This is a genomic window from uncultured Zhongshania sp. (assembly GCF_963975605.1).
Classification (GTDB): Bacteria; Pseudomonadota; Gammaproteobacteria; order Pseudomonadales; family Spongiibacteraceae; genus Spongiibacter; species Spongiibacter aquimaris.
The window spans coordinates 150538-171476 of the sequence record NZ_CAXBHN010000002.1 but is presented as its reverse complement, the minus strand read 5'-3'; the positions used below and the strand labels follow the sequence as shown (position 1 = coordinate 171476).

The window sequence follows — 20939 nt, the reverse complement described above, 5'->3', positions numbered from 1 at the left end:
AGGGTAGAGGGATGACTGCAACCACCATACTGATTGTCGACGACGAGGCCGCCATACGGGAAATGATCCGCGTTGGGCTAGAACTTGCCGGCTACGAGTGCCTGGAGGCAAGCAATGCACAGGACGCTCACGGTATTATTGTTGATCAGCGCCCCGATTTGGTCTTGCTAGACTGGATGATGCCGGTCACAAGCGGTATAGAGTTGTTGCGACGCTTGCGCAGAGATGAGCTCACCCGCGACTTGCTCGTTATCATGCTAACGGCGAAAGACGATGAAGATAATCGTGTGCAGGGCTTGGATGTCGGCGCAGACGATTACATTACCAAGCCCTTTTCCTCCCGTGAGTTGATGGCGCGGATTAAGGCGATTATGCGCCGGTCTACCACCCGTGAGCAGGAAGAAAGTATTGAAGTCGGCGGTTTAAAATTGGATCCCGCTAGTCATCGCGTTTTTGTCGACACTCAGCCCTTAGATATGGGGCCGACAGAATTTAAACTACTTAAGTTTTTTATGACCCACCAAGAGCGTGCCTACAGCCGTGGTCAGTTACTTGACCAAGTCTGGGGCAGCAATGTCTACGTCGAAGAACGCACGGTAGACGTGCATATTCGTCGCCTCCGCAAAGCCCTGCAAACTGATCAACGAGACTGTGGTTTGCTGATCCAGACGGTACGTGGCACCGGTTATCGTTTTTCGACGACAGGTGTTTGCGCTTAGCGCACATGAATTAATGCGCTATTACAATTGGAAAACGGAATTATTGCGCATTGGCCTACTGCTGACGGCGGTAGCGGCTGTTTGTGCAATTTTTGATTTGGGTTTGTGGCCTTTATTTATCGCAGCGCTGTTGGTTTGTGCTTGGTTGCTACGCAACTTGCAGCACTTGTCAGATTGGCTTTACAGCGGCGTTGATAAAGAGCCTCCGGAGGCATCGGGAATGTGGGGGCAGGTTTTTGATGTCATTTATGACATGCAGCGTGAGACCACGCAGAATAGCGCCAAATTACAGGCGATGATCGACTATCTTCACTCTTCATTCGCCTCGATGTCAGATGCCGTTGTGATGCTAGATCCCGTGGGTAATATTGAATGGTGTAATGCCTCAGCCCACGACTTACTCGGTTTACGACAGTCTGACGACACCGGTCGGCAACTGATCAACCTAATTCGAAGTCCGGCTTTTTTGCGCTATTTCGAAGCGGAGCGTTATCAGACACCACTTGAGATGACGTCGCCAGTGAATGGCGGTTTAAGTTTGAGCGTTAGTGTGAACTTCTTCGGCCAGCGCAATCGATTGCTTTTTGCCCGTGATGTCACCAGAACCCACCGCTTGGAAAAAATGCGCAAAGATTTTGTTGCCAATGTTTCCCACGAACTTCGCACGCCGCTAACCGTGATAAATGGCTACCTCGAAACGTTTTCAGAACACGGCGGTGATAACCCGCGCTGGGATCGTGCAGTAAGCCAGATGCTTCAGCAATCACGCCGTATGCATATGCTGATTCAGGATCTTATGCTGTTGTCGCGCTTAGAGGCGGTTCCCAAAGCCGGCGATGATACCGTTATAAGCTTGCGGTCTTTGATGGAGATGATTAGAGAGGAGTGCGGCTCCGCGGCGAAAGGTCCGCGTCGTATTGTGATTGAATGTGACGATACGATTTCAATCCGTGGAAATGCCAATGAGTTGCGCAGTGCGTTTTCTAATTTAGCGATCAATGCCGCTCGGTATACCGCAGAGAACGACACCATAACCCTGCGCTGGTACCGCGATGATGACCACGCTTACTTCGAGGTCGAAGACACCGGTATCGGAATAGAGCCGCAATATATACCGCGTTTGACTGAGCGGTTTTATCGCGTAGATCAAAGTCGCTCGCTGGACACTGGCGGTACAGGTCTCGGCTTAGCCATTGTTAAGCATGTTTTAATTCGACATCGGGCAGAGCTGCGGATTCGAAGTGTGCCAGAAAAAGGTAGTGTGTTTACCTGTGTATTTCCCCGTTCCGCCGCGGTTCAAGTTAAGACGGCTTAAAGTCGTCACTATTCCTAGCGACTGTCACAAAGTTGTCATAATTGCCCTATAAAGTGGCTGCGTTAATGTAATTAATTGGTTTGGGAGTAGGGTGCGTGAACATTAAACAGTATTTGGCGGGATCCATTGTTGCCTTGTCTTCAGTAGCGGCTATTGCGGCAACTGAAGTTGATTCGGCGTTGCCGACATACCAAAGTGCGTCCGGTGTCTCCGGCAACCTGTCCAGCGTTGGTTCAGACACGCTGGCCAACTTGATGACATTATGGGGCGAAGATTTCAAACGGTTCTACCCCAACGTCAATATTCAAATCCAAGCTGCGGGCTCGTCTACAGCGCCGCCAGCCTTGACAGAAGGCACCTCAAACATCGGCCCTATGAGCCGTAAAATGAAAGACAAGGAAATTGAGGCGTTTGAAATCAAGTACGGCTATAAGCCAATGGCCATTCCGGTAGCGATAGATGCCTTAGCGGTTTTTGTACACAAAGATAATCCGATTGAAGGCATGACCATGGCGCAGGTAGATGCGGTTTTTTCTAGCACGCATAAGTGTGGCCACCCCGACAACGTAGAGACCTGGGGCGCGTTGGGAATGAGCGACGCATGGACGACTCGCGATATTCAAATGTTCGGCCGTAACTCGGTATCGGGTACCTACGGGTACTTTAAAGAGGCTGCACTGTGTAAGGGTGATTTTAAAAATGGTGTGAACGAGCAGCCAGGATCAGCCTCTGTGGTGCAATCGGTTTCTACCTCAGTTAACGGCATCGGTTACTCGGGGATTGGTTATAAAACCTCTAGCGTGCGCACAGTGCCCTTAGCGAAAGATGACAAAAGCGGGTTTGTCGAAGCAAATTCAGAAAACGCGACATCTGGCACCTATCCACTGTCTCGTTTTTTGTATGTCTATTTAAACAAAGCACCGAATAAACCACTTGCTCCTTTGGAGCGTGAGTTCCTGAAACTGGTTCTGTCTAAGCAAGGGCAAGAAGTCGTCGTAAAAGATGGCTATATACCGCTCCCAGCGAGTGTCGTAGAGAAAATTAAGGCGAAGATGGCGCTCTAGCAATGATGGAGTGATCAGCATAAATGCCGTAGGAATACCCGCGGCATTTTTTTTGAAAAGCCTCCGTCATCAAACTGTAACAAAAGTGTCATATTGTGTTTGTGAGTTTTCAGAGAGCTAGAAGAAATGAGTCAATCTGAGGTACGAGCTACCGCTTCCGCCTACCGTAAATGGCGACAAGTAAAAGACGGAATCGCTACGACGACGATCACCGCTGGCGGCATCGGTGTGCTGTTCGCCATCCTCCTTATCTTTTTCTATCTGCTATATGAAATTATGCCGCTGTTTCAATCGGCGTCTATAAAGGCGGACTCGCAGTTCACAACGGCTAGCGAATCGCCAGCCCTATATCTTGCTATGGAAGAACAGGCGGAAATAGGTTTCCGTTTGGATTCTAAGGGTTATGCAGAGTTCTTCCAGCTCAGCGACGGCAGCGTGTCGTCCGCCTCAGATTTACCCTTGCAGGGAGCGGACATTCTCAGCTTTGCACTTGAATCTGAGCAAAGCCGTTTATTTGCTTTGGGTTTGAGCGATGGGAAAGTACTTATCGCCAAACATGATTACCGAACCAGCTACCCCAATGACCAACGCCTAATTACACCGGTATTACGTTACCCCTATGGTGAACAGGCTTTTTTACTCGCAGAAGACATGCCGATTGAACAGCTTGGCATTAGTGATAATGATGATGCGCTTATTGTTATAGGCATTAGCGAGGGTAAATTATTTGGCCGCCGTTGGGTGAAAGAAGAAGATTTCCTCAGTGAGGAAGTGACTCTCAGCGAAGAAGAACTACTGCTGCCTAAGTTAGATATTGTGCCCAGTCGAGTCTTAATTGGTCCTGCCCAGCAATGGCTTTATGTATTGGCGGCTGATGGCGGTTTTCGTTTAATTGATCTTCGCAAGCAGGTCGTTACAGATCGTGGGTATTTATTCGACAACGGCAAGCTGAGCCAAGCGCGGTTTTTACTGGGAGGTATTTCCCTATTAGTTGCCAGTGATCACGGTTCGGTTGGGCAGTGGTTTGTCGTCCGCGACAAAGAGCGTGAATCTGGTTATAAATTACAGCCGGTTCGGGATTTTGAGATACCCGATGGTGGCAGTGCCGCCTTGGTGACAGAGCACCGTCGAAAAGGGTTTGTGAGCATATCGCCTCAGGGCCAATTAGATTTATTTTACACCACCTCACATCGTCGCTTGCTGAGCAAAGACCTTGATGTTGGCAGTGTGAGTGCCCTGGCGATCTCGCCCCGTGCGAATAAAATATTAGTAGAAAATAGCAATGGCGGACTCGCCAGTTTCGACCTGCATAATGAGCACCCTGAGTTGTCATGGACAGCCCTGTGGAGCAAGGTGTGGTATGAAAGTTACCCCGAACCGGATTATGTATGGCAGTCATCGGCATCGAGTAATGATTTTGAGCCGAAGTACAGTTTTGCACCCTTGGCTTTCGGAACCTTAAAAGCCGCTTTCTACGCGATGCTAATTGCCGCGCCGCTGGCGATATGCGGCGCTATTTACACCGCCTATTTTATGGCGCCCGCTCTGCGCAGAAAGACCAAACCGCTAATTGAGTTGATGGAAGCCTTGCCAACCGTCATTCTTGGTTTCTTGGCGGGACTTTGGTTGGCGCCGTTCATTGAGAAAAATTTACCGGCGGTATTTTCATTATTCCTCTTACTTCCCGTAGGCATTTTGTTATTCGCTTGGTCGTGGTCAAAATTACCGTCTACGTTTCGGCGCCACGTCCCTGACGGCTGGCATTCGCTTTTGCTTGTGCCCGTCGTACTCTTTGTTGTGGTGGGCTGCGTCGAGATGAGTGCGCCAATGGAGCGATGGTTTTTTAACGGCGATATGCGTTCGTGGTTAACAAACGATATCGGCGTGTCGTTTGATCAGCGAAATGCCCTAGTTGTCGGTATCGCCATGGGGTTTGCGGTTATCCCCACCATTTTCTCGATCGCCGAGGACGCCATTTTTTCAGTACCAAAACACCTAAGCTACGGATCGTTAGCCTTGGGGGCAACGCCGTGGCAAAGCTTAGTTGGCGTGGTAATGCCCACTGCTAGCCCAGGGATATTCTCAGCGCTAATGATTGGTATGGGCCGAGCCGTTGGCGAAACGATGATTGTCCTGATGGCCACGGGCAATACGCCGATCATGGACGCCAATATATTTGAGGGTATGCGTACCTTAGCGGCGAATATTGCGGTAGAGATCGGTGAGACCGAGGTGGATAGCTCGCACTATCGCGTGCTGTTTTTAGCGGCCTTTGTGCTGTTTATGTTTACTTTCGCGGTGAATACCGTCGCCGAAACCGTGCGTCAGCGCCTGCGTATGCGCTACGGAAACCTATGATGTGTTTACTGAATTTACTGATGCGCCAGACTAAGAATTACGGGATGTTAAGTCATGTCATTGCACGATGATAACAAGCAAGGCTTTATAGAGTGGTGTAAGCGCGGCGAGCCTATGATTTGGCTCAATGCGTCGGCGGTAACCGTCAGTACCTTGGCTGTTATCGGCTTGCTTTTGCTATTAGCTGTTCGTGGTTTTGGTCATTTTTGGCCCGCGTCAGTAATGCAGGCTCAATATACGCTTCCTAGCGAGCAGGCTACTCCGGTTTTAGCTGAGCAGGTAGAATCCGAAGCAGTACCTATAGAGCAGCTGCTGAGTGCGGGTTTTAAGATTGAAACGGATGATGCATTTGTTGACCGTCAACTCGTTAAGTTAGGTAATCGTGATGTCACTGGTGCAGATTTTAAATGGGTAATCACGCGCTATTTGTCTGAGATAAGTTACCCAGCTGATGCTGTTGTTATAGAACGGCTTGAGTGGGGGAATTTTTATGGCTATTTACAAAATGTCAAAGAGCAGGGCAATGTCGTCGCTAGCATTGACGACGGCAAGGCGTGGGATGAATTCCAAGCGCGCATTGCACGCGCAAACAATATTCACGAAGAAATTAAAAGAATAGAAAAGAAAGACATTGGCGCAATTAATTATCGACTTGAGAAAATGCGCTTGAAAGAGCGCGGTCTTGAACTTGATAGCTCAGTAAGTGAAAGCCGGCGCCAACAAATGCAGGCAGATATCGCGGCAGAGCGCGCCGAGTTAGATGTTGAGTATAAAGTGTTGCAGGGCCAGCTTGCTGATCTCTATAAACAATGGCATCGCGATACCTTCACGATGAAAACGGCGGCGGGCCAAATTAAAGAGCAGCGTATTTCGACGGTAGTGAAAGCATATCAGCCTAATAGCATGAACCTGATTCAGAAGGTGGGCTTCTATTTTGCGAAATTTGGCGAGTTTTTAACAGACGAGCCGAGGGAGGCCAACACCGAAGGTGGTATTTTCCCAGCCATTTTTGGAACCGTCATTATGGTGCTGATTATGTCGGTATTGGTGACGCCGTTTGGTGTGGTGGCAGCAGTATATTTACGGGAATACGCCAAACAGGGCTTGATGACTCGTATCGTGCGCATCGCAGTAAATAATTTGGCTGGTGTGCCGTCTATTGTTTATGGTGTGTTTGGTTTGGGTTTCTTCATCTATTTCCTTGGTGCGGAGATGGACAAGGCCCTCTTTGCTGAAGCATTGCCTGCGCCAACCTTTGGTACACCTGGGTTATTGTGGGCATCAGTGACCTTGGCACTGCTGACGTTGCCGGTTGTTATCGTGGCGACGGAAGAGGGCTTGGCGCGTATTCCTCGCAATTTGCGTGAAGGTAGCTTAGCGTTGGGCGCAACGAAAGCTGAAACGCTTTGGCGTGTGGTTTTGCCGATGGCTAGCCCGGCAATGATGACCGGTTTGATACTTGCGGTTGCGCGTGCGGCCGGTGAAGTAGCGCCACTTATGCTGGTAGGGGTTGTTAAATTAGCGCCATCGCTGCCCGTTGATGGCAATTTTCCTTACTTCCACTTAGATCAGAAATTTATGCATTTGGGTTTTCATATTTACGATGTTGGATTCCAAAGCCCCAATGTAGAAGCGGCGAGACCCCTGGTTTATGCCACGGCCTTGCTGTTGGTTGTTATCATCGCCTTACTGAATTTAAGTGCGGTGGCTTTGCGTAATCATCTGCGCGAAAAATACAAATCATTGGAAATGTAATCGTGAATGAACTGAACGATAAGGCGGCGAGTTTTATGACAAGTGACAAATCAACGGTAAAGGCGCACGCTATTAATATGGAGTCGCTTGGACGTAATCGCGTGGAACAATCTATTCACGATGAAGACATCACCTTGACCGTAAATAATCTGGATCTCTATTACGGTGAGAAGCAGGCCTTATTTGATGTGAATATGGTCATCCCGCGTAAAAAGGTCACGGCATTCATCGGGCCAAGTGGTTGTGGTAAGTCTACGTTACTGCGCTGTTTTAATCGCATGAACGACTTGGTTGATACCTGTCGGACCGATGGCGGGATTTCCTTAGATGGTTCCAATATCTATGACAAGCGGGTAGATGTTGCCACCTTGCGCCGCCGCGTTGGTATGGTGTTCCAAAAGCCGAACCCCTTTCCTAAATCTATCTATGAGAATGTGGCGTACGGTTTGCGCATCCAGGGCATAAACAAAAAACGAGTGCTGGATGAAGTGGTTGAACGCTCTTTGCGAGGTGCTGCACTCTGGGACGAAGTAAAAGATCGCTTACACGACAATGCTCTAGGAATGTCTGGCGGGCAGCAACAGCGTCTCGTTATCGCTCGTACCATCGCGGTAGAGCCAGAAGTGCTATTGCTAGATGAGCCCGCGTCGGCCCTTGACCCTATTTCTACACTAAAAATAGAAGAACTTATTTACGAGCTAAAAGACAAATACACTATCGTTATCGTTACTCATAATATGCAGCAAGCGGCGCGTGTTTCAGACTATACGGCGTTTATGTATATGGGCAAATTAATTGAGTTTGATAACACGGATATTCTTTTTACAAACCCCAGTAACAAGCAAACCGAAGATTATATTACCGGTCGCTATGGTTAAGGCAGTTCTGACTCATTCGGTAATGCCTTGAGGTTTGCTATTAGATTTTTGGGAGATTGAAAATGAAAGAAAAAAATTTGCATACCCATCATATATCTCAGCAGTTTAATACTGAGCTGGACGATATAAAAACGCGTATGTTGGAAATGGGGGGCTTGGTCGAAAAGCAGGTTGCCGATGCCACTAATGCGTTTATGAACTTGGATACTGGCTTAGCCTCAGACGTAAAGCTGGGCGATAAAATCGTTAATAATTTAGAAGTCTCGATTGATGAAGAGTGCACCATCATTCTGGCGCGTCGTCAGCCGGCGGCAAGTGACTTACGGCTGGTGTTATCGATCAGCAAAATATTAAGTGATCTTGAGCGCATGGGCGATGAGGCCAGCAAGGTTGCGGACAGCGCTATTAAACTCACTGAGCTTGGCGGTTTACCGCGCAGCGTCTTGGAAATCCGTCACATTGGCGATCATGTGTCTGGCATGGTGCGCAATGCATTGGATTCCTTCGCACGCCTTGATATCGATTTAGCCTTGGAAGTCGCTGAAGAAGATAAGGCAGTCGACTTAGAATACGGCACCGCCATGCGCAGCTTGGTGACGTACATGATTGAAGACCCGCGTACGATTTCCTCTGTGTTACAGGTCATGTGGGCCTTGCGTTCATTAGAGCGAGTCGGTGATCACGCGCGAAATATTGCCGAGCATGTTATTTATTTAGTGAAAGGCGCCAACGTACGTCACGTCGATATCGATGAAATGGCGGCGACGGTTCAGGAGTAAGTGAGCCACTTTGCCTAGGTTCAGGTTTTAGCCTGGACCTAGGGGTAAACCTGCCGCGAGCCAAAGACTGAGCAGTAGGGCCCATCCGACAAGAAATATCACCGAGTAAGGCAGCATCAAGGCGATTAGGGTACCCATTCCCGCTTCACTGTCATGGCGCTGCATGAAGGCAACAACAACACCAAAATAGGGCATCAGCGGCGTGATAATGTTGGTGCTTGAATCGCCGATGCGATAGGCCATTTGTGCTGATTCTGGATCTACCCCCAATAGATATAACATCGGAATGAAAATGGGTGCCATCAAAGCCCATTTCGCTGACGCACTGCCAATCAAAAGGTTGATGCTCGCGCTGATTAAAATAAAGCCAACTAATAGACTAGCTTTCGACAGGCTGAGTCCGGCAAGCCAATTTGCACCATTTATGGCTGAGATGGCGCCCAGGCCGGTCCAGTTGAAGTAGTTCACGAACTGCGCGGCGAAAAACATCAACACCATATAGCCAGACAGGGTGCGTACACCTGTCTCCATGCCAGCAATCCAGTCGCGGTGACGTTGGTATTTACCGGTACTGTAACCAAATATCAGCCCACTAATCGTCGCGTATAGCGCAATAAAAACCACGATGCCATTTAACAGCGGTAAAGCGGCCAAACCATTGGGCTCGGGGTTTCGTAAGATGCCATGGTCGGGAACAACTAAGTAAACTAGCAACCCTATAAAAAATAGGCTGAATAGGCCGACTCTGCGCATGCCGGTTTTTAAGGCTGGGGATTCAATAGCTGTCGAATCTTCCGCAAGCGCAGTCTGATCGCTGGGTTTCGATAGTCTTGGCTCGACTATGGTTTCATTAATCCAGGCGCCAGTGATGGTGATAAATAATGTAGACGCTAAGGTAAAATAATAGTTGGCGCTGGTTAATACTTGCTGGTCCGGTGCGACTAACGCAACCGCTTCGGTGCTGATGCCCGACAAAATAGCGTCTACAGGACCAAGTAACAGGTTGGCGCTATACCCACCGGAAACACCCGCAAATGCGGCAGCTATACCCGCCAGTGGCGAGCGACCAGCTGCTCGGAAAATAAGCGCTGCCAATGGTATGAGCACGACGTAGCCAGAATCAAAACCGATGCTAGACATCACCCCCGCGAATACGATAAAGCTACTCAGGCTGCGCGGTGGGGCATTCGCCGTTAGACGCTGCAGTGTGTGGCCGAGCAGGCCCGAATCTTCCGCGACCGCAATGCCCAGTATCGCCACCAAAACTGAACCGACCGGCGCGAAATGAATGAAATTACCGACGGTATTGGCGACCATCCACTTTATACCGTCGGCACTTAGTAAAGATTTTGCGGCGATAATGTCATGGCTAACCGGATGAACGGCGGAGACTGCGAACATATCGGCAATGGCCGAAATACCGATAATGGCGATACAGAATAAAATGAATAGCAGTACTGGATCGGGGAGTCGGTTGCCCATTCGCTCAAGCCGATTTAGCCAGCGTTGGATTAAAGTTGGGCTTTGTTCCACATTATTCATCTTTGAAGCCTGCGTCTTAGATCTTTAATTCGTAAGTATAACCGCTAGCGCAGCTATTTTTTCAGCAATAGGTGTCGTCAATTCTATTCTGCAAGCGGTGTGTAAGTGATGTGCGGAAGCCCGTCGCTAGGCAGCCGTGTTAGCAGCATTCCCGTTTAAGCTATCTTTATTCTTAACTTTCTATTCTGGCATAGCTGCGGCGTAATTTTACTGGCTTACATTTTCGCTATTGCTTAGCAGTGCTAAAATCTCATGTGTGTAGTTTTGGCTTCGTGTATTTATTAATCAATTTCTGAATATTTTCAGCACGATTAAGGTATATAAAGCCCAACTAGGTCATAATTTAATCTCGGTTCGCCATGTCTCTGCGTTCCATTCGGCCGTGAGGTGGTGATTAGTGAGTAGTGTTTCAGAAGTAAACGCGATAAAGCCTAGTAATAAGGCGATGTTCAGTCTTTACCTTGCCATGATGTGTGTTGGCATGGGCCAAACAGTGGTGTTCGCAATACTGCCGATGCTCGGCAGAGAGCTTCAACTCGATAAGCTAGTATTCCACATTCCTTTTTTCAACCTCGACGTTCAGCCCAAAGAACTCGCAATTACCTCACTGTCAGCACTGACTGCGTTTGTATTTTTTATCGTGGCGCCAAAATGGGGGCGCCTCAGTGATCGCTGGGGGCGCAAACCGCTCATTATATTAGGATTGTTTGGCTATGTTATTGGCACGCTGCTATTTAATGCTGTTGCTCAATTAGGCCTTTCGGGGGTTTTGCTGGGCGTGCCTCTGTTTATTCTATTGATTATCAGTCGCGCATTTCACGCGGTGATAATGACGCCAACACACCCGGCATCGGCGGCGTATATGGTGGACGTTACGACGGTTCATGAGCGCACCAAGGGCATGGGCAAACTACAAGCCTTTAACCAAATAGGGGTGATGGTCGGCCCCGCTTTGGCATGGTTTGTAACGCTTAGTTATCTCGCACCCTTGTATATTCAAGCTGGAGTTTCCCTCATTGTTGGGGTACTAGTTTGGCGGTACCTGCCACCGATTGCCGCCAGTAACAGCAGTGGTAAAAAGCTGCCTAAATTGTCGTATTTTGACCCTCGATATCGGGTGTACATCGCCATTGGTTTTACCATATTCAGTTTGTTGGGAATGGTTCAGCAGACCTTGGGTTTCTATTATCAAGATATCTTAGGTGTGGATGGTAAACGTGCAGCACAATTGTTCTCGACTGCAATGGTTATTTCATCGATATCCGTATTACTGGCTCAGTTGCTTGTGGTGCGTCGCTATAGCGGGCTGCCGATGCGTTTACTGCGCGTCGGCCTGCCATTCATGTTGTTGTCGTATTTACTTTTGGCCAATGCCAGCAATATTGCAATGCTATATCTTGCGATGGCTTTGTTTGGCTTTGGCATGGGCTTAACCGGCCCCTCATTTACCGCTACTGCAACCATGACGGTTGAAGCTCACGAGCAGGGTGGATTAGCTGGTTTGTTGGGCGCTATAGCGGGACTTGGCTTTATGTTCGGACCCTTGTTGGGCGGTGCGCTATATCGTATCTCGCCGAGCTACCCCTATTGGTGTGCGGCGATGGTGATGTCAGCGGTCATTTTGTTATTTATGTTTTTCGAGAAGTCCTGGCGAGCATAAATCATAGGTATGTGACAGTTTGGTTAAAAACTATGCGGTTTCTCTCGTGTACCATGAGCCTTGCCTCAAGCTAGTAATCTACATGCTTATCCACAAGCTTATTCACCTTTATTGGGGAAAACTTTCTTTCGGTGCCATCTTTCAGCAAGGACTTATACACAGCTAAGTGAAAACTCGGCGATGGTAGTTACTTGACCCCTACGGGGCGAATTTGTGATTGTGTTCACATTTCGGTGGGCGTTTAATAGGAGTGTGCTTTTTGGCTTAATTTTTATAAGACGGGATTCTACTCTGCCTAATGAATATGATTGGTGACTGGCAGGGTCATTAGAGAGTTATATTATGGGACTAGGCAAACTACCAGCCCTACTGCCGCTGTGTATGGCGGTTTTCATGGCGCGAGATGCAATGGCCTTGGGTTTAGGGTCGGCAAATTTGGACTCAAAACTTGGGCAACCCTTGTTTGCGCGAATTCCGATCTTTGGCGCTGAGGGCATCGGTAGCGAGCAAGTGAGAGTCTCATTGCATTCCGTTATCGATCCAGACACGGGGGTCGAAGTTGGGAGCGTCGATACTCGGTCTATTTCCGCGGTGGGTGAAATGGGCAGTTTGGGCGCCGGGACAATTTATCTTCGAAGCAATGCGGTAGTTAATGAACCGTATCTTCATTTTTTGATCACGGTTCGCTGGCCGGGCGGTCAATTAAGCCGCGCTTATACCTTACTTCTAGATTTGCCTGACAGCATTGCGAGCACGTCGAATACCCAAGTTTTGAATAATGCTGCCCTTAGTATTGCTGGTCCGTTAAACGAACGTAGGCAGTCTGCCAGTATTTTGCCAGCGGCATTGAGTCGGGGGGGCGCAAGTGAAAATTCCCCGGCGCAAGCAATGAATGCTGATACCCGTGTTTATACAACTGTTCGCGGAGATAGTCTCTGGAGTATTGCGCAGCGCGCTGCCCGTGCAAAGGGGGGCAGTGCCAATGAATGGATGGAGCGCCTGTATTTAAATAATCCCCGTGCGTTTATTCGCAATAATCGTAATTTATTAAAAGAGCGTGTCACGCTGGATTTGTTTGAAAGTGTAGTTGATGCGGAAGTAGTAGCGCGAAGCGCGGCGGTTGAACCGCTGAAGCCAGCAAGAAAAGATGAATTGCGGGGTAGCCCGAGCGGACAACCAGGCTCATCAGCTGAGGCAATGAACAATGCCGGCCTACGGCGAGAGTTTGATTTAGGTGATTCATCGGGCAGTGAGGCACTGACCGAGAAACAATTCTTACAAGAAAGTCTAAAACAAGTACGCACACAGGTTGCGGACGTATCTGCCAATATCGCCCTGATGACAGATAAGTTAGCAGCATTAGAGGTGCAGTTAGCGAGTTTAAACGCGCAAGCGATATCATTGAATTCTGAACCGAGCGAAGAGGCTAATTCAACTCCTCAGCCTGAAGCCATGTTGCTGGAAAGTCAAAGCACGGATTCGTCGTCGCAATTTGATGATGGGGCATTTCGCGACGTTACCTTGGACGATGGCGTTATCGTCGCCGACCCAGCTCAAAGTGACGAGGCTGAATTCGTCGATGATGTCATGATTAACGGCGGAGTTGCTGAGCCGGCAGTGGCAAACGTTGATAATAGTCCGGTGATGGTATCTCAACACACTGAATCATGGTCTTGGCTGTGGTGGTTGTCGCTACCCGTAATTGGGGCGATATTGCTGTTAATGCGCAATCGACGTGAATCGCCGTCGTCGCACCATACCGATGATCTTAGTGTGACTGGCGAATTATCAGACGTAAGCGCTGCGGTTGCCGCTAAAGCACAGGCAGACCGGCATCTTTCCAAGGATAATTTCAACGATATTTTTTCGGCACTAGACGCAAAGTCAATCGGTAGACGGTTCGAGAATAGCGCACCAGATGGCGAAATAGACGAGGCAGAGCCTAAGTTGGGCAACCCGGCCGCGCTGTCTGCGGGCGCAATCGGCAACACCAATATGTCTGATATTGACGATGATTTTTTTGCTGATCTTGACGAGGACGCCCTCCGTCAGCACGGCAATTTGGAAGATGACAAAGAGTTTTTAGCACTAGATATTAATGATCTCGAACGAGATTGGTCGGCATCTGGAGCGAGCGATGAACAGATTGAAAGTTTTATTAGCCGAGCGTCCGCATGCATTGAGCTAAGCGACTATGCGGGCGCGCGGGAGATACTGGAAGAGGGTGCTATCATTCACCGCGATAACGTGGCGCTAAAAATGCAGTTGCTGGATCTATATGCCAGCAGTGGCGAGCGTGACGAGTTTGAAAATTTAGCCTCGCAGATTGAGTTGTCGTCGTCTGAGGCGTCAGTTAAAAGAGAGATAAAGGTGTTGCGTGAACAGCTAGAAAAAAATACGTTTTTCTTTGGCAACGGCAGAGCTGATTAAAAGATTCATGACGAGTACCCGCGAACTAACTTATTTAATTGTAGAAAATAATGAAGATTACCTCGTAGTCAATAAAGCGCCTGGCGTGAACTTACATCGAAATCAGCATCAACAGAGCTTGCTTGATGTTTTGCATGCAGATTTTCCCGGAGAGTCTTTGCATTTGGTACATCGCTTGGATGATGCGACGTCTGGTTTGTTATTGATTGCAAAAAGTCCACTAGCCGCCGCGGAGTTAGGCAATCTATTTGCGAATAGAGAGGTTGAAAAATTCTATTTTGCACTCGCCGATGGCAAGCCGAGTAAAAAGCAGGGCACCATTGTTGGCGACATTAAAAAGAGCCGCAGCGGCAGTTACCTGCTCAGCCGCACGCGCACTAATCCCGCGGTGAGCCAATTTTTTAGTTATTCACTAAGTGATGGGCGACGCGCCTACCTTCTAAAGCCCCATACGGGTAAAACACACCAATTACGCGTGGTAATGAAGAGTCTTGGGGTGCCTATCCTTGGTGATCGCCGCTACGGGCCGAGCAATCAAGAGTGTGGTCGCATGTATTTACACGCCATGGCATTGCGTTTCCAATTCCGTGGTATAGAAAAGCATTATGTCTGTTTCCCTCATGAAGGAGAGGCATTTAGCGATGCAGCCATACAAACAGTGCTGTTAGACTGTGATCCGCCTTGGGATATCAAATGGCCCGCCCTGAATTAACGTTAGCACGCTATGTAAAACGGCGAGTGATGATCTTTGTTTTTGAAAATATATAAGGTATTCGTGTGACCCCAGATGAATCTTCCGAGTTAATGCTCAAGTTGAATCGTGAAACCTCTCGTATTCTGTGGACTGAACTACAGCGTTTTTATGCGCAAGGCGCTGTATTAGTGGTGGCGCCAGAGTTAGATTTAATTGCCACTGCTGCAGCGGTCGCGAATGACGATGCCGCGGCTGTGTCGACGTGGATGAAAGACAATCTATTGCAGAAAGCAACGGAAGAGCTTGCGATGACATGGTTGGCGGAAAATTGCGAAGTGTGGGCGGTCGTTGTTGCGCCGTGGGTTTTGGTGCAACAGGATCGGAGTCCGGCGTGACAGCGTCAGTTTCGGTCCAGTATTTAGCCGCGTTGGAGGAGCGACTTACGGCATTTTTTGATGATCAAGCATCCGGCTTAGATATTCCTCCCGCCGTATTGTATCGATTAGAAGGGTTTATTGAGGCCGGAATTCTCTCCTCTTTTATTAGTGAAACTGAAATAAAAAGCCGCCTAGTCAAACTTGCAGGGCGTTATCTGGGTGACGATAGCGCTGCCCTGTATCGCGACGACGAGCGACTTGTTTTGCATCTCCGTATGCATGACGCGCCGGTATATCCTTCTAAGGTCGATTAGTATTATGAAAATAGCGAAGCTACAGCAGTTTGTTGAGCAGCTTCGTGAAGTGGCTCAACATAACGGTCATCGGTATTTAATATTTCTTAGTGGCGAGCCCAACTGGGCTGAGGAACAACTCACGTGCTTTGCGCTAGGTGAAACCGAAACCTTGTTACTCGCCGCACATCCACTGTGTGGTGTAAAACCTAAGATTGCAAAGCAACAATTGGGCCGAGAGTTTAGCTCTGTTGTTATTGACGCCAATTCCGCACAGTCCGTAGATGATTGGCTGGCGGCCGCGGGCACGCTGTTGGCCGGGGGGCTGCTCGTAATTTTATGCCCAGATTTTGGCCGTTGGCCGCAAATCTTTCAACGTCATTCTGCCGCTGCAAAGGATTACCCCGAGTCTCAATTCCTAGCCCGAATATTGACGATGGTCGGTGATAGCGCGGGGGTTTATCACCTTAGCCGGCAGGGATTGTTGGACAGTCAAAGCCTTCCGCAACTGCCAGGTAAAAGCCAGCAGTGGCTGTCGCAATTGCCGACGTTTGATCAGCAATCCGCGGTGGATGCGATCATCCGAGTTGTCACCGGCAGAGCGAAGCGACCACTGGTGATTCGATCAGATCGCGGGCGTGGTAAGTCCTCCTCACTTGGTATTGCGGTGGCAGAACTTTTTCAAGGTGGACTGTGTCGGCGCATTGCGATAACGGCGCCGCGCGCAGAGGCCGTTGAGGCCGCATTTCGCAGGGTTCAGACGTTGATGCCGGCGGGGGAGAGGCACGGCGATGCTTATTATTTCAATGACTGCGAACTGCAGTTTTTGCCGGCCTTTGCTTTAAAGCCTACTGATAATTGGGATTTAGTGCTGGTAGATGAAGCGGCGACTCTTCCCGTAAGCGTGTTGAGCGAGTTGCTACAGCACCCGAGAATTGTTTTTTCGACAACGGTTCACGGCTATGAAGGCAGCGGACGCGGTTTTGATATTCGTTTTAAGGATATTCTCCATCGGGAACGGCCTCAGTGGCGGCGCATAGAGTTGCGAGAGCCGGTGCGGTGGGCAAGTGATGATCCTCTTGAGCAATTCTTAAACAATGCATTTCTTCTAGATGCCGAGCCGAAAAAAACCAGTTCGTTAAATCACGTTAGCGTACGCGTGCTGCATCAAACAGATTTGGAGCAGCAGGGCGTGCTAAGCCAAGTTTTTGGACTACTTGTTCAGGCGCATTATCAAACTACGCCAAGTGATCTCCAGTATTTAATGGATTCACGATGCCAAGTGATTGCCGCAGAATCTGATGGCTGTATCGTCGGCGTTTGCCAACTATTGGCAGAAGGGGGGTTGGATGAGGCAACTACCAACGCAGTTATAGCGGGCGAGCGTCGCCCGAAAGGGCACTTGGTCGCGCAGCGTTTAGCGCATATCAGTGGCAATGCTAACTACGCTCGCGGTCACAGCTATCGTGTGAACCGTATCGCGGTAGCGGCTGAATGCCGTCGACAAGGTGTTGGCCGCCTGATGTTGGGGATGGCTGAGGAGTGCGCTCGACATAAAGGTGCGAGCTATCTATCATCCAGTTTCGCGGTATCTGCAGATGTTATTCTGTTTTGGCGGCGGCAGGAATTTCTACCCGTTTGGCTTGGGAGTCGCAGAGACTCCGCTAGCGGAGCGTATTCTCTTCTTGTCGTAAAATCGCTGGGTGACGGTTTGGATACCGATTTCAATCTTATGCAGCAGCGCTTGCGCAGTGATTTACCACTGAGCTTGAGAAGCGTGCATCGAAACCTGAGTACTGATTCACTGGCGACACTGTTGTCTTGTTTTGGGCCTGGAACGCTATCTCTGTTTGATAGCAATACGGTGCGCCGCTATTGCCGCAGAGAGTTGGTTTTCGAGCAGGCTGTCGCTAGCGCCACGCGCTTAAGTCTGTGTGTTGATCTTTGCGCAGTAACGTATTCGGCGCTGGCAGTCGATTTACTCTTGTTCGCACTTGATTGGGCTAGCGTGTCTCTCAAGTATCAATTAGCCGGCCGAGCTGCTGTTGAGCAAGAGCTCAGAAAGGTGTTTGAACAAATGCTAACTATTGTAGAAGTGGAGCAAAAATGAGCAGTATATTTACTAAAATAATTCAAGGTGAGCTGCCCGGTCACTTTGTATGGCAAGACGAGCATGCAGTCGCCATTTTAACCATTGAACCGATTCAGGAGGGGCATTTATTGCTTATTCCTAGGCAGGAGGTCGATCATTGGGACGATCTGCAGCCCGAGCTGGCAGCACATTTAATGTCGGTAGCTCAGACCTTAGCGAAGGCCTTGAAAAAAGCTTACGCCTGCCAGCGTGTCAGCATGATGATTATTGGCTTGGAGGTACCCCACACCCATATTCACCTCTCGCCAATTAATGACATGGCCGATGCAAATATAAGCAATGCCAAGCGCGCTGATGGCGATTCCCTAGCAGCCGCGGCGGAGAAAATACGCGCTGCTTTAAGTACACCCTGAATCAACTAGGTTGCACTGGTTTTACATTGGGGTGAAGTATTTTCACTGTCTGGATATCGACTTGGCGGTGCAAAATTTCTCCCCTCAGCCATGCGCCGCCGTCAGGATCTTTTAAGATACTGCCAACACCGCCTGGACTTTTGATCAAAAGACTTTGTGACGTCGAGGGGGCGAGGTCTTCCTCGCAGGGAAGGCTTAGGCAGTCGAGTGCCGCTTTGCTGCTGAGGGCATCGAAATCAAAGTCGTATGTGATTTCAGTTGCGCTACCACAGCGTGGTGACAGGGCGTGGTCTAAGGCCAGTATAAAGCGGGTATCAGCGATAAAATGGCTGTTAGCACTGGCTTGTAAAAAGTCACTGACTTCTTTCTCTATCAGTGAATACAGCCGTTTAGGGTCGTTAAGAATACACGTATATATTCTGGCGCGATGTTCATAGACCGTCATTCGGTCTTGTAGGTCTAGATCGGTCAGCTCGTCTTGATATTCGGTGCATACAGCGCGCAACAAGGCGCGGAGTAGCGGTGCAGTTGTGATGCCATTTTGCAGCGCAAGGAAACGTATTGCCAAAGGAATCAAATGGCCGTGGGCGAAGAGAATATGCGCAGTGATAAGGAAATAGCCTTCAATTCCTTCATTGCGATCAAACGTATGGCAGGCAACCACATATTCACCCTTGGCTTTGCCATAACCCGCGACGGGAATGGTTTCAATCTGATATTCAAGCCGCTTTTCATAAAACTCTGTGCCTGGTAATAGCGTGTAGGCAAAGATATTGAGGTTTGGAAAGGTTCGCAGTAATTGATCTAGATTGCGCTCAAAATCCGCGAGATTGTCCCCCGGTAAGCCCCAAATTAACTCGGCGGCGATTGGTACACCTTCGGCTGCCATTTGGCGGGCAATGGGCTCGTATTTATTAGCGGCCATATTCTGGCGATTACTCAGTTCTAAAGCCAGTGGTGTCAGTGTTTGCAGCGCTAATTGGTAGTGGGGAAGCAGCCCGTTTTTATGCAGCAGGAGTACAATCTCCTGCACTCTCGGGCTGTGTTTTTTTGACCACGACGTGGCGAAACTGCTGGGTAAGCCGGTTTTCTCTTTTAGTTCGCAAATCAGTTGCGCCTTCTCAAGATCTTCTTTTAATGCGCCAAAATTTGAATCGGCAAGCCATATATCTTTTATGCCTGCATCGACAATCCTGTGCCAATCGCTGCGCACTCTGTCCATTGAAAACTGGTACATTTTGCTGCCAATAGCGCCGGTGCCCCATTCGCAAAAAGCGCACTTAAAGGGGCAGCCACGACTGGTTTCATATGAAATGGAATCATAGAGGGGCTTGCCTTCTGCGTCGGATAGTTCAACAACATCAAGCGGCGAGGGCAGTTCATCGAGATTTTTTCTGCGCTGGCGCTCAGGCGTTTTTTGAATTACGCCGTTTTCTAAGTACGCGATACCGTTAATTGAAGGCCAATGAGAGCGTTGTGGTGCATCTAAAATTTCTTGGAAGCTAGTTTCACCCTCGCCAAGAATAATGATATCGATAGGGTCTTCACCGAGATAATCCTCCGCTTGTTGAACGTGCGGGCCGCCGGCGATGCAGAGCACATCTGGACATTGAGCTTTTATCTGGTGGATGAGATCGAGAAATTCGGCAGCGTTCCAGGTGTACATGCTAAAACCGACAATCACCTGTTCTCCGCGCTCGGTGGCGTCCTGTATCGCAGGCAGGTAGTGGTCTTGCCACGATTGCTGCCAACAGACGATGGCGGATTCATCCTTAAAATGAATTAAATCAATATGATATTTTTCAGTTTGACTACCGTATTTTTGGTAATAGGCTTTTAAACCGCCGGTTGTGGTGGGTGCCGCCCAAAATTGGTCCGAGTCCATGCTAAACAGCAGCACGGGCGTGGTTGGTGTAGCCTTCATATTTGTCTTCCGATCGTCTCGATATGCCTGACGCTTTTTATGTTAAGGGTCTGTTACCTAAGAGTAACAGCCTTTAAACAAGGCGCCAATTAGCGAAGGTTTACATTGCAAAAGGTTTAGGAAGAGATAAGCCGTTCGGGTGAGGCTTGATTTTTAGTGATGAGGCATGATGCGAGAAATAACTTACGTCATAAGGTAGCAATAAAGCATGGTTGAAACACATTTGGCGCGGGAGTTAGATATTCCCGCCGAGCGAGTCTGGGCACTTTTGGAAGATTTTGGCGATATAAGTTGGGCGCCAGGTATTGATAAAATCGAATTGATTGGCAGTGGTATCGGGATGACCCGTCGTTTACATATCAAGGGCATCGATCCTATTGACGAGGTATTAACCGCGCAAGACGCTTCTACGATGAGTTTCGCCTACGATATTCCACGGGGTGTGCCGATGCCGGTGACCAATTATTCAGCCAACGCGAAAGTTACTGCGCTAGATGATGGCCGCTGTCAAATTGATTGGTATGGCCGCGCTGAGCCCCAAGGTGTTAGCGATTCCGATGCGGTTGCAATGATCAACGGTGCCTACGAAATGCTGCTGCAGTGGATTGCCGATTGGTTTGCCGCCGAGAAATAAGCCAATGATGAG

Annotated in this window: 17 protein-coding genes; 15 read left to right on the top strand and 2 right to left on the bottom strand. The window is 49.0% G+C overall.

What is annotated here, in order from left to right; all coding sequences use genetic code 11:
* Positions 1 to 11 precede the first annotated feature (11 nt).
* The 7 genes from phoB (at position 12) to phoU (ending at position 8868) form a co-directional block, all read left to right on the top strand.
* The gene (gene phoB, locus AAC007_RS03100) at positions 12 to 719 is read left to right on the top strand and encodes a phosphate regulon transcriptional regulator PhoB (protein ID WP_219041561.1); all 708 of its coding nucleotides are present in this window, start codon (positions 12 to 14) and stop codon (positions 717 to 719) included.
* A 13-nt stretch (positions 720 to 732) separates the two neighbouring features.
* A complete protein-coding gene (gene phoR / locus AAC007_RS03095; RefSeq protein ID WP_339674575.1) occupies positions 733 to 2034 on the top strand; it encodes a phosphate regulon sensor histidine kinase PhoR in 1302 nt (433 codons plus the stop codon).
* 95 nt (positions 2035 to 2129) lie between these two features.
* The gene (locus AAC007_RS03090) at positions 2130 to 3098 is read left to right on the top strand and encodes a phosphate ABC transporter substrate-binding protein PstS family protein (protein WP_295877517.1); all 969 of its coding nucleotides are present in this window, start codon (positions 2130 to 2132) and stop codon (positions 3096 to 3098) included.
* A gap of 126 nt (positions 3099 to 3224) precedes the next feature.
* On the top strand, positions 3225 to 5456 hold the full coding sequence (locus AAC007_RS03085) for an ABC transporter permease subunit (RefSeq protein ID WP_295877518.1): 2232 nt from the start codon (positions 3225 to 3227) through the stop codon (positions 5454 to 5456).
* Positions 5457 to 5510: 54 nt separating this feature from the next.
* Positions 5511 to 7211, top strand: a complete 1701-nt coding sequence (pstA, locus tag AAC007_RS03080; protein WP_295877520.1) for a phosphate ABC transporter permease PstA — start codon at positions 5511 to 5513, stop codon at positions 7209 to 7211.
* A 77-nt stretch (positions 7212 to 7288) separates the two neighbouring features.
* Positions 7289 to 8089 carry a phosphate ABC transporter ATP-binding protein PstB gene (gene pstB, locus AAC007_RS03075; protein WP_255558240.1) on the top strand — a complete coding sequence of 267 codons (801 nt, stop codon included), beginning with the start codon at positions 7289 to 7291 and terminating at the stop codon, positions 8087 to 8089.
* 62 nt (positions 8090 to 8151) lie between these two features.
* Complete coding sequence (phoU, locus tag AAC007_RS03070; protein WP_219041556.1) at positions 8152 to 8868, top strand: phosphate signaling complex protein PhoU; 717 nt, start codon at positions 8152 to 8154, stop codon at positions 8866 to 8868.
* Positions 8869 to 8895: 27 nt separating this feature from the next.
* Here the strand turns inward: phoU and AAC007_RS03065 are convergent, their stop codons facing one another.
* Positions 8896 to 10410 carry an AbgT family transporter gene (locus AAC007_RS03065; protein ID WP_295877523.1) on the bottom strand — a complete coding sequence of 505 codons (1515 nt, stop codon included), beginning with the start codon at positions 10408 to 10410 and terminating at the stop codon, positions 8896 to 8898.
* A 397-nt stretch (positions 10411 to 10807) separates the two neighbouring features.
* Here AAC007_RS03065 and AAC007_RS03060 point away from each other — a divergent pair, with 397 nt between their 5' ends.
* The 7 genes from AAC007_RS03060 (at position 10808) to AAC007_RS03030 (ending at position 18369) form a co-directional block, all read left to right on the top strand.
* On the top strand, positions 10808 to 12070 hold the full coding sequence (locus tag AAC007_RS03060; protein ID WP_295877524.1) for an MFS transporter: 1263 nt from the start codon (positions 10808 to 10810) through the stop codon (positions 12068 to 12070).
* 342 nt (positions 12071 to 12412) lie between these two features.
* Entirely contained in the window at positions 12413 to 14500 is a 2088-nt protein-coding gene (locus tag AAC007_RS03055) for a hypothetical protein (RefSeq protein ID WP_295877526.1), read from the top strand.
* Positions 14501 to 14507: 7 nt separating this feature from the next.
* Positions 14508 to 15212 carry a TIGR01621 family pseudouridine synthase gene (locus tag AAC007_RS03050; protein ID WP_295877528.1) on the top strand — a complete coding sequence of 235 codons (705 nt, stop codon included), beginning with the start codon at positions 14508 to 14510 and terminating at the stop codon, positions 15210 to 15212.
* A 65-nt stretch (positions 15213 to 15277) separates the two neighbouring features.
* Complete coding sequence (locus AAC007_RS03045; RefSeq protein WP_295877530.1) at positions 15278 to 15589, top strand: DUF2288 family protein; 312 nt, start codon at positions 15278 to 15280, stop codon at positions 15587 to 15589.
* The gene (locus tag AAC007_RS03040; protein WP_295877532.1) at positions 15586 to 15885 is read left to right on the top strand and encodes a hypothetical protein; all 300 of its coding nucleotides are present in this window, start codon (positions 15586 to 15588) and stop codon (positions 15883 to 15885) included. Before AAC007_RS03045 ends, AAC007_RS03040 begins: the two co-directional genes overlap by 4 nt.
* A 4-nt stretch (positions 15886 to 15889) precedes the next feature.
* Complete coding sequence (locus AAC007_RS03035; RefSeq protein ID WP_339674573.1) at positions 15890 to 17974, top strand: GNAT family N-acetyltransferase; 2085 nt, start codon at positions 15890 to 15892, stop codon at positions 17972 to 17974.
* A complete protein-coding gene (locus AAC007_RS03030) occupies positions 17971 to 18369 on the top strand; it encodes an HIT family protein (RefSeq protein ID WP_296434605.1) in 399 nt (132 codons plus the stop codon). Before AAC007_RS03035 ends, AAC007_RS03030 begins: the two co-directional genes overlap by 4 nt.
* 1 nt (position 18370) lies before the next feature.
* Here AAC007_RS03030 and AAC007_RS03025 read toward each other — a convergent pair whose 3' ends face one another.
* Positions 18371 to 20293 carry a cobalamin-dependent protein gene (locus tag AAC007_RS03025; protein ID WP_339674571.1) on the bottom strand — a complete coding sequence of 641 codons (1923 nt, stop codon included), beginning with the start codon at positions 20291 to 20293 and terminating at the stop codon, positions 18371 to 18373.
* A gap of 208 nt (positions 20294 to 20501) precedes the next feature.
* Between AAC007_RS03025 and AAC007_RS03020 the strand changes: the two genes are divergently transcribed.
* A complete protein-coding gene (locus AAC007_RS03020; RefSeq protein ID WP_296434602.1) occupies positions 20502 to 20927 on the top strand; it encodes an SRPBCC family protein in 426 nt (141 codons plus the stop codon).
* Positions 20928 to 20939 lie beyond the last annotated feature (12 nt).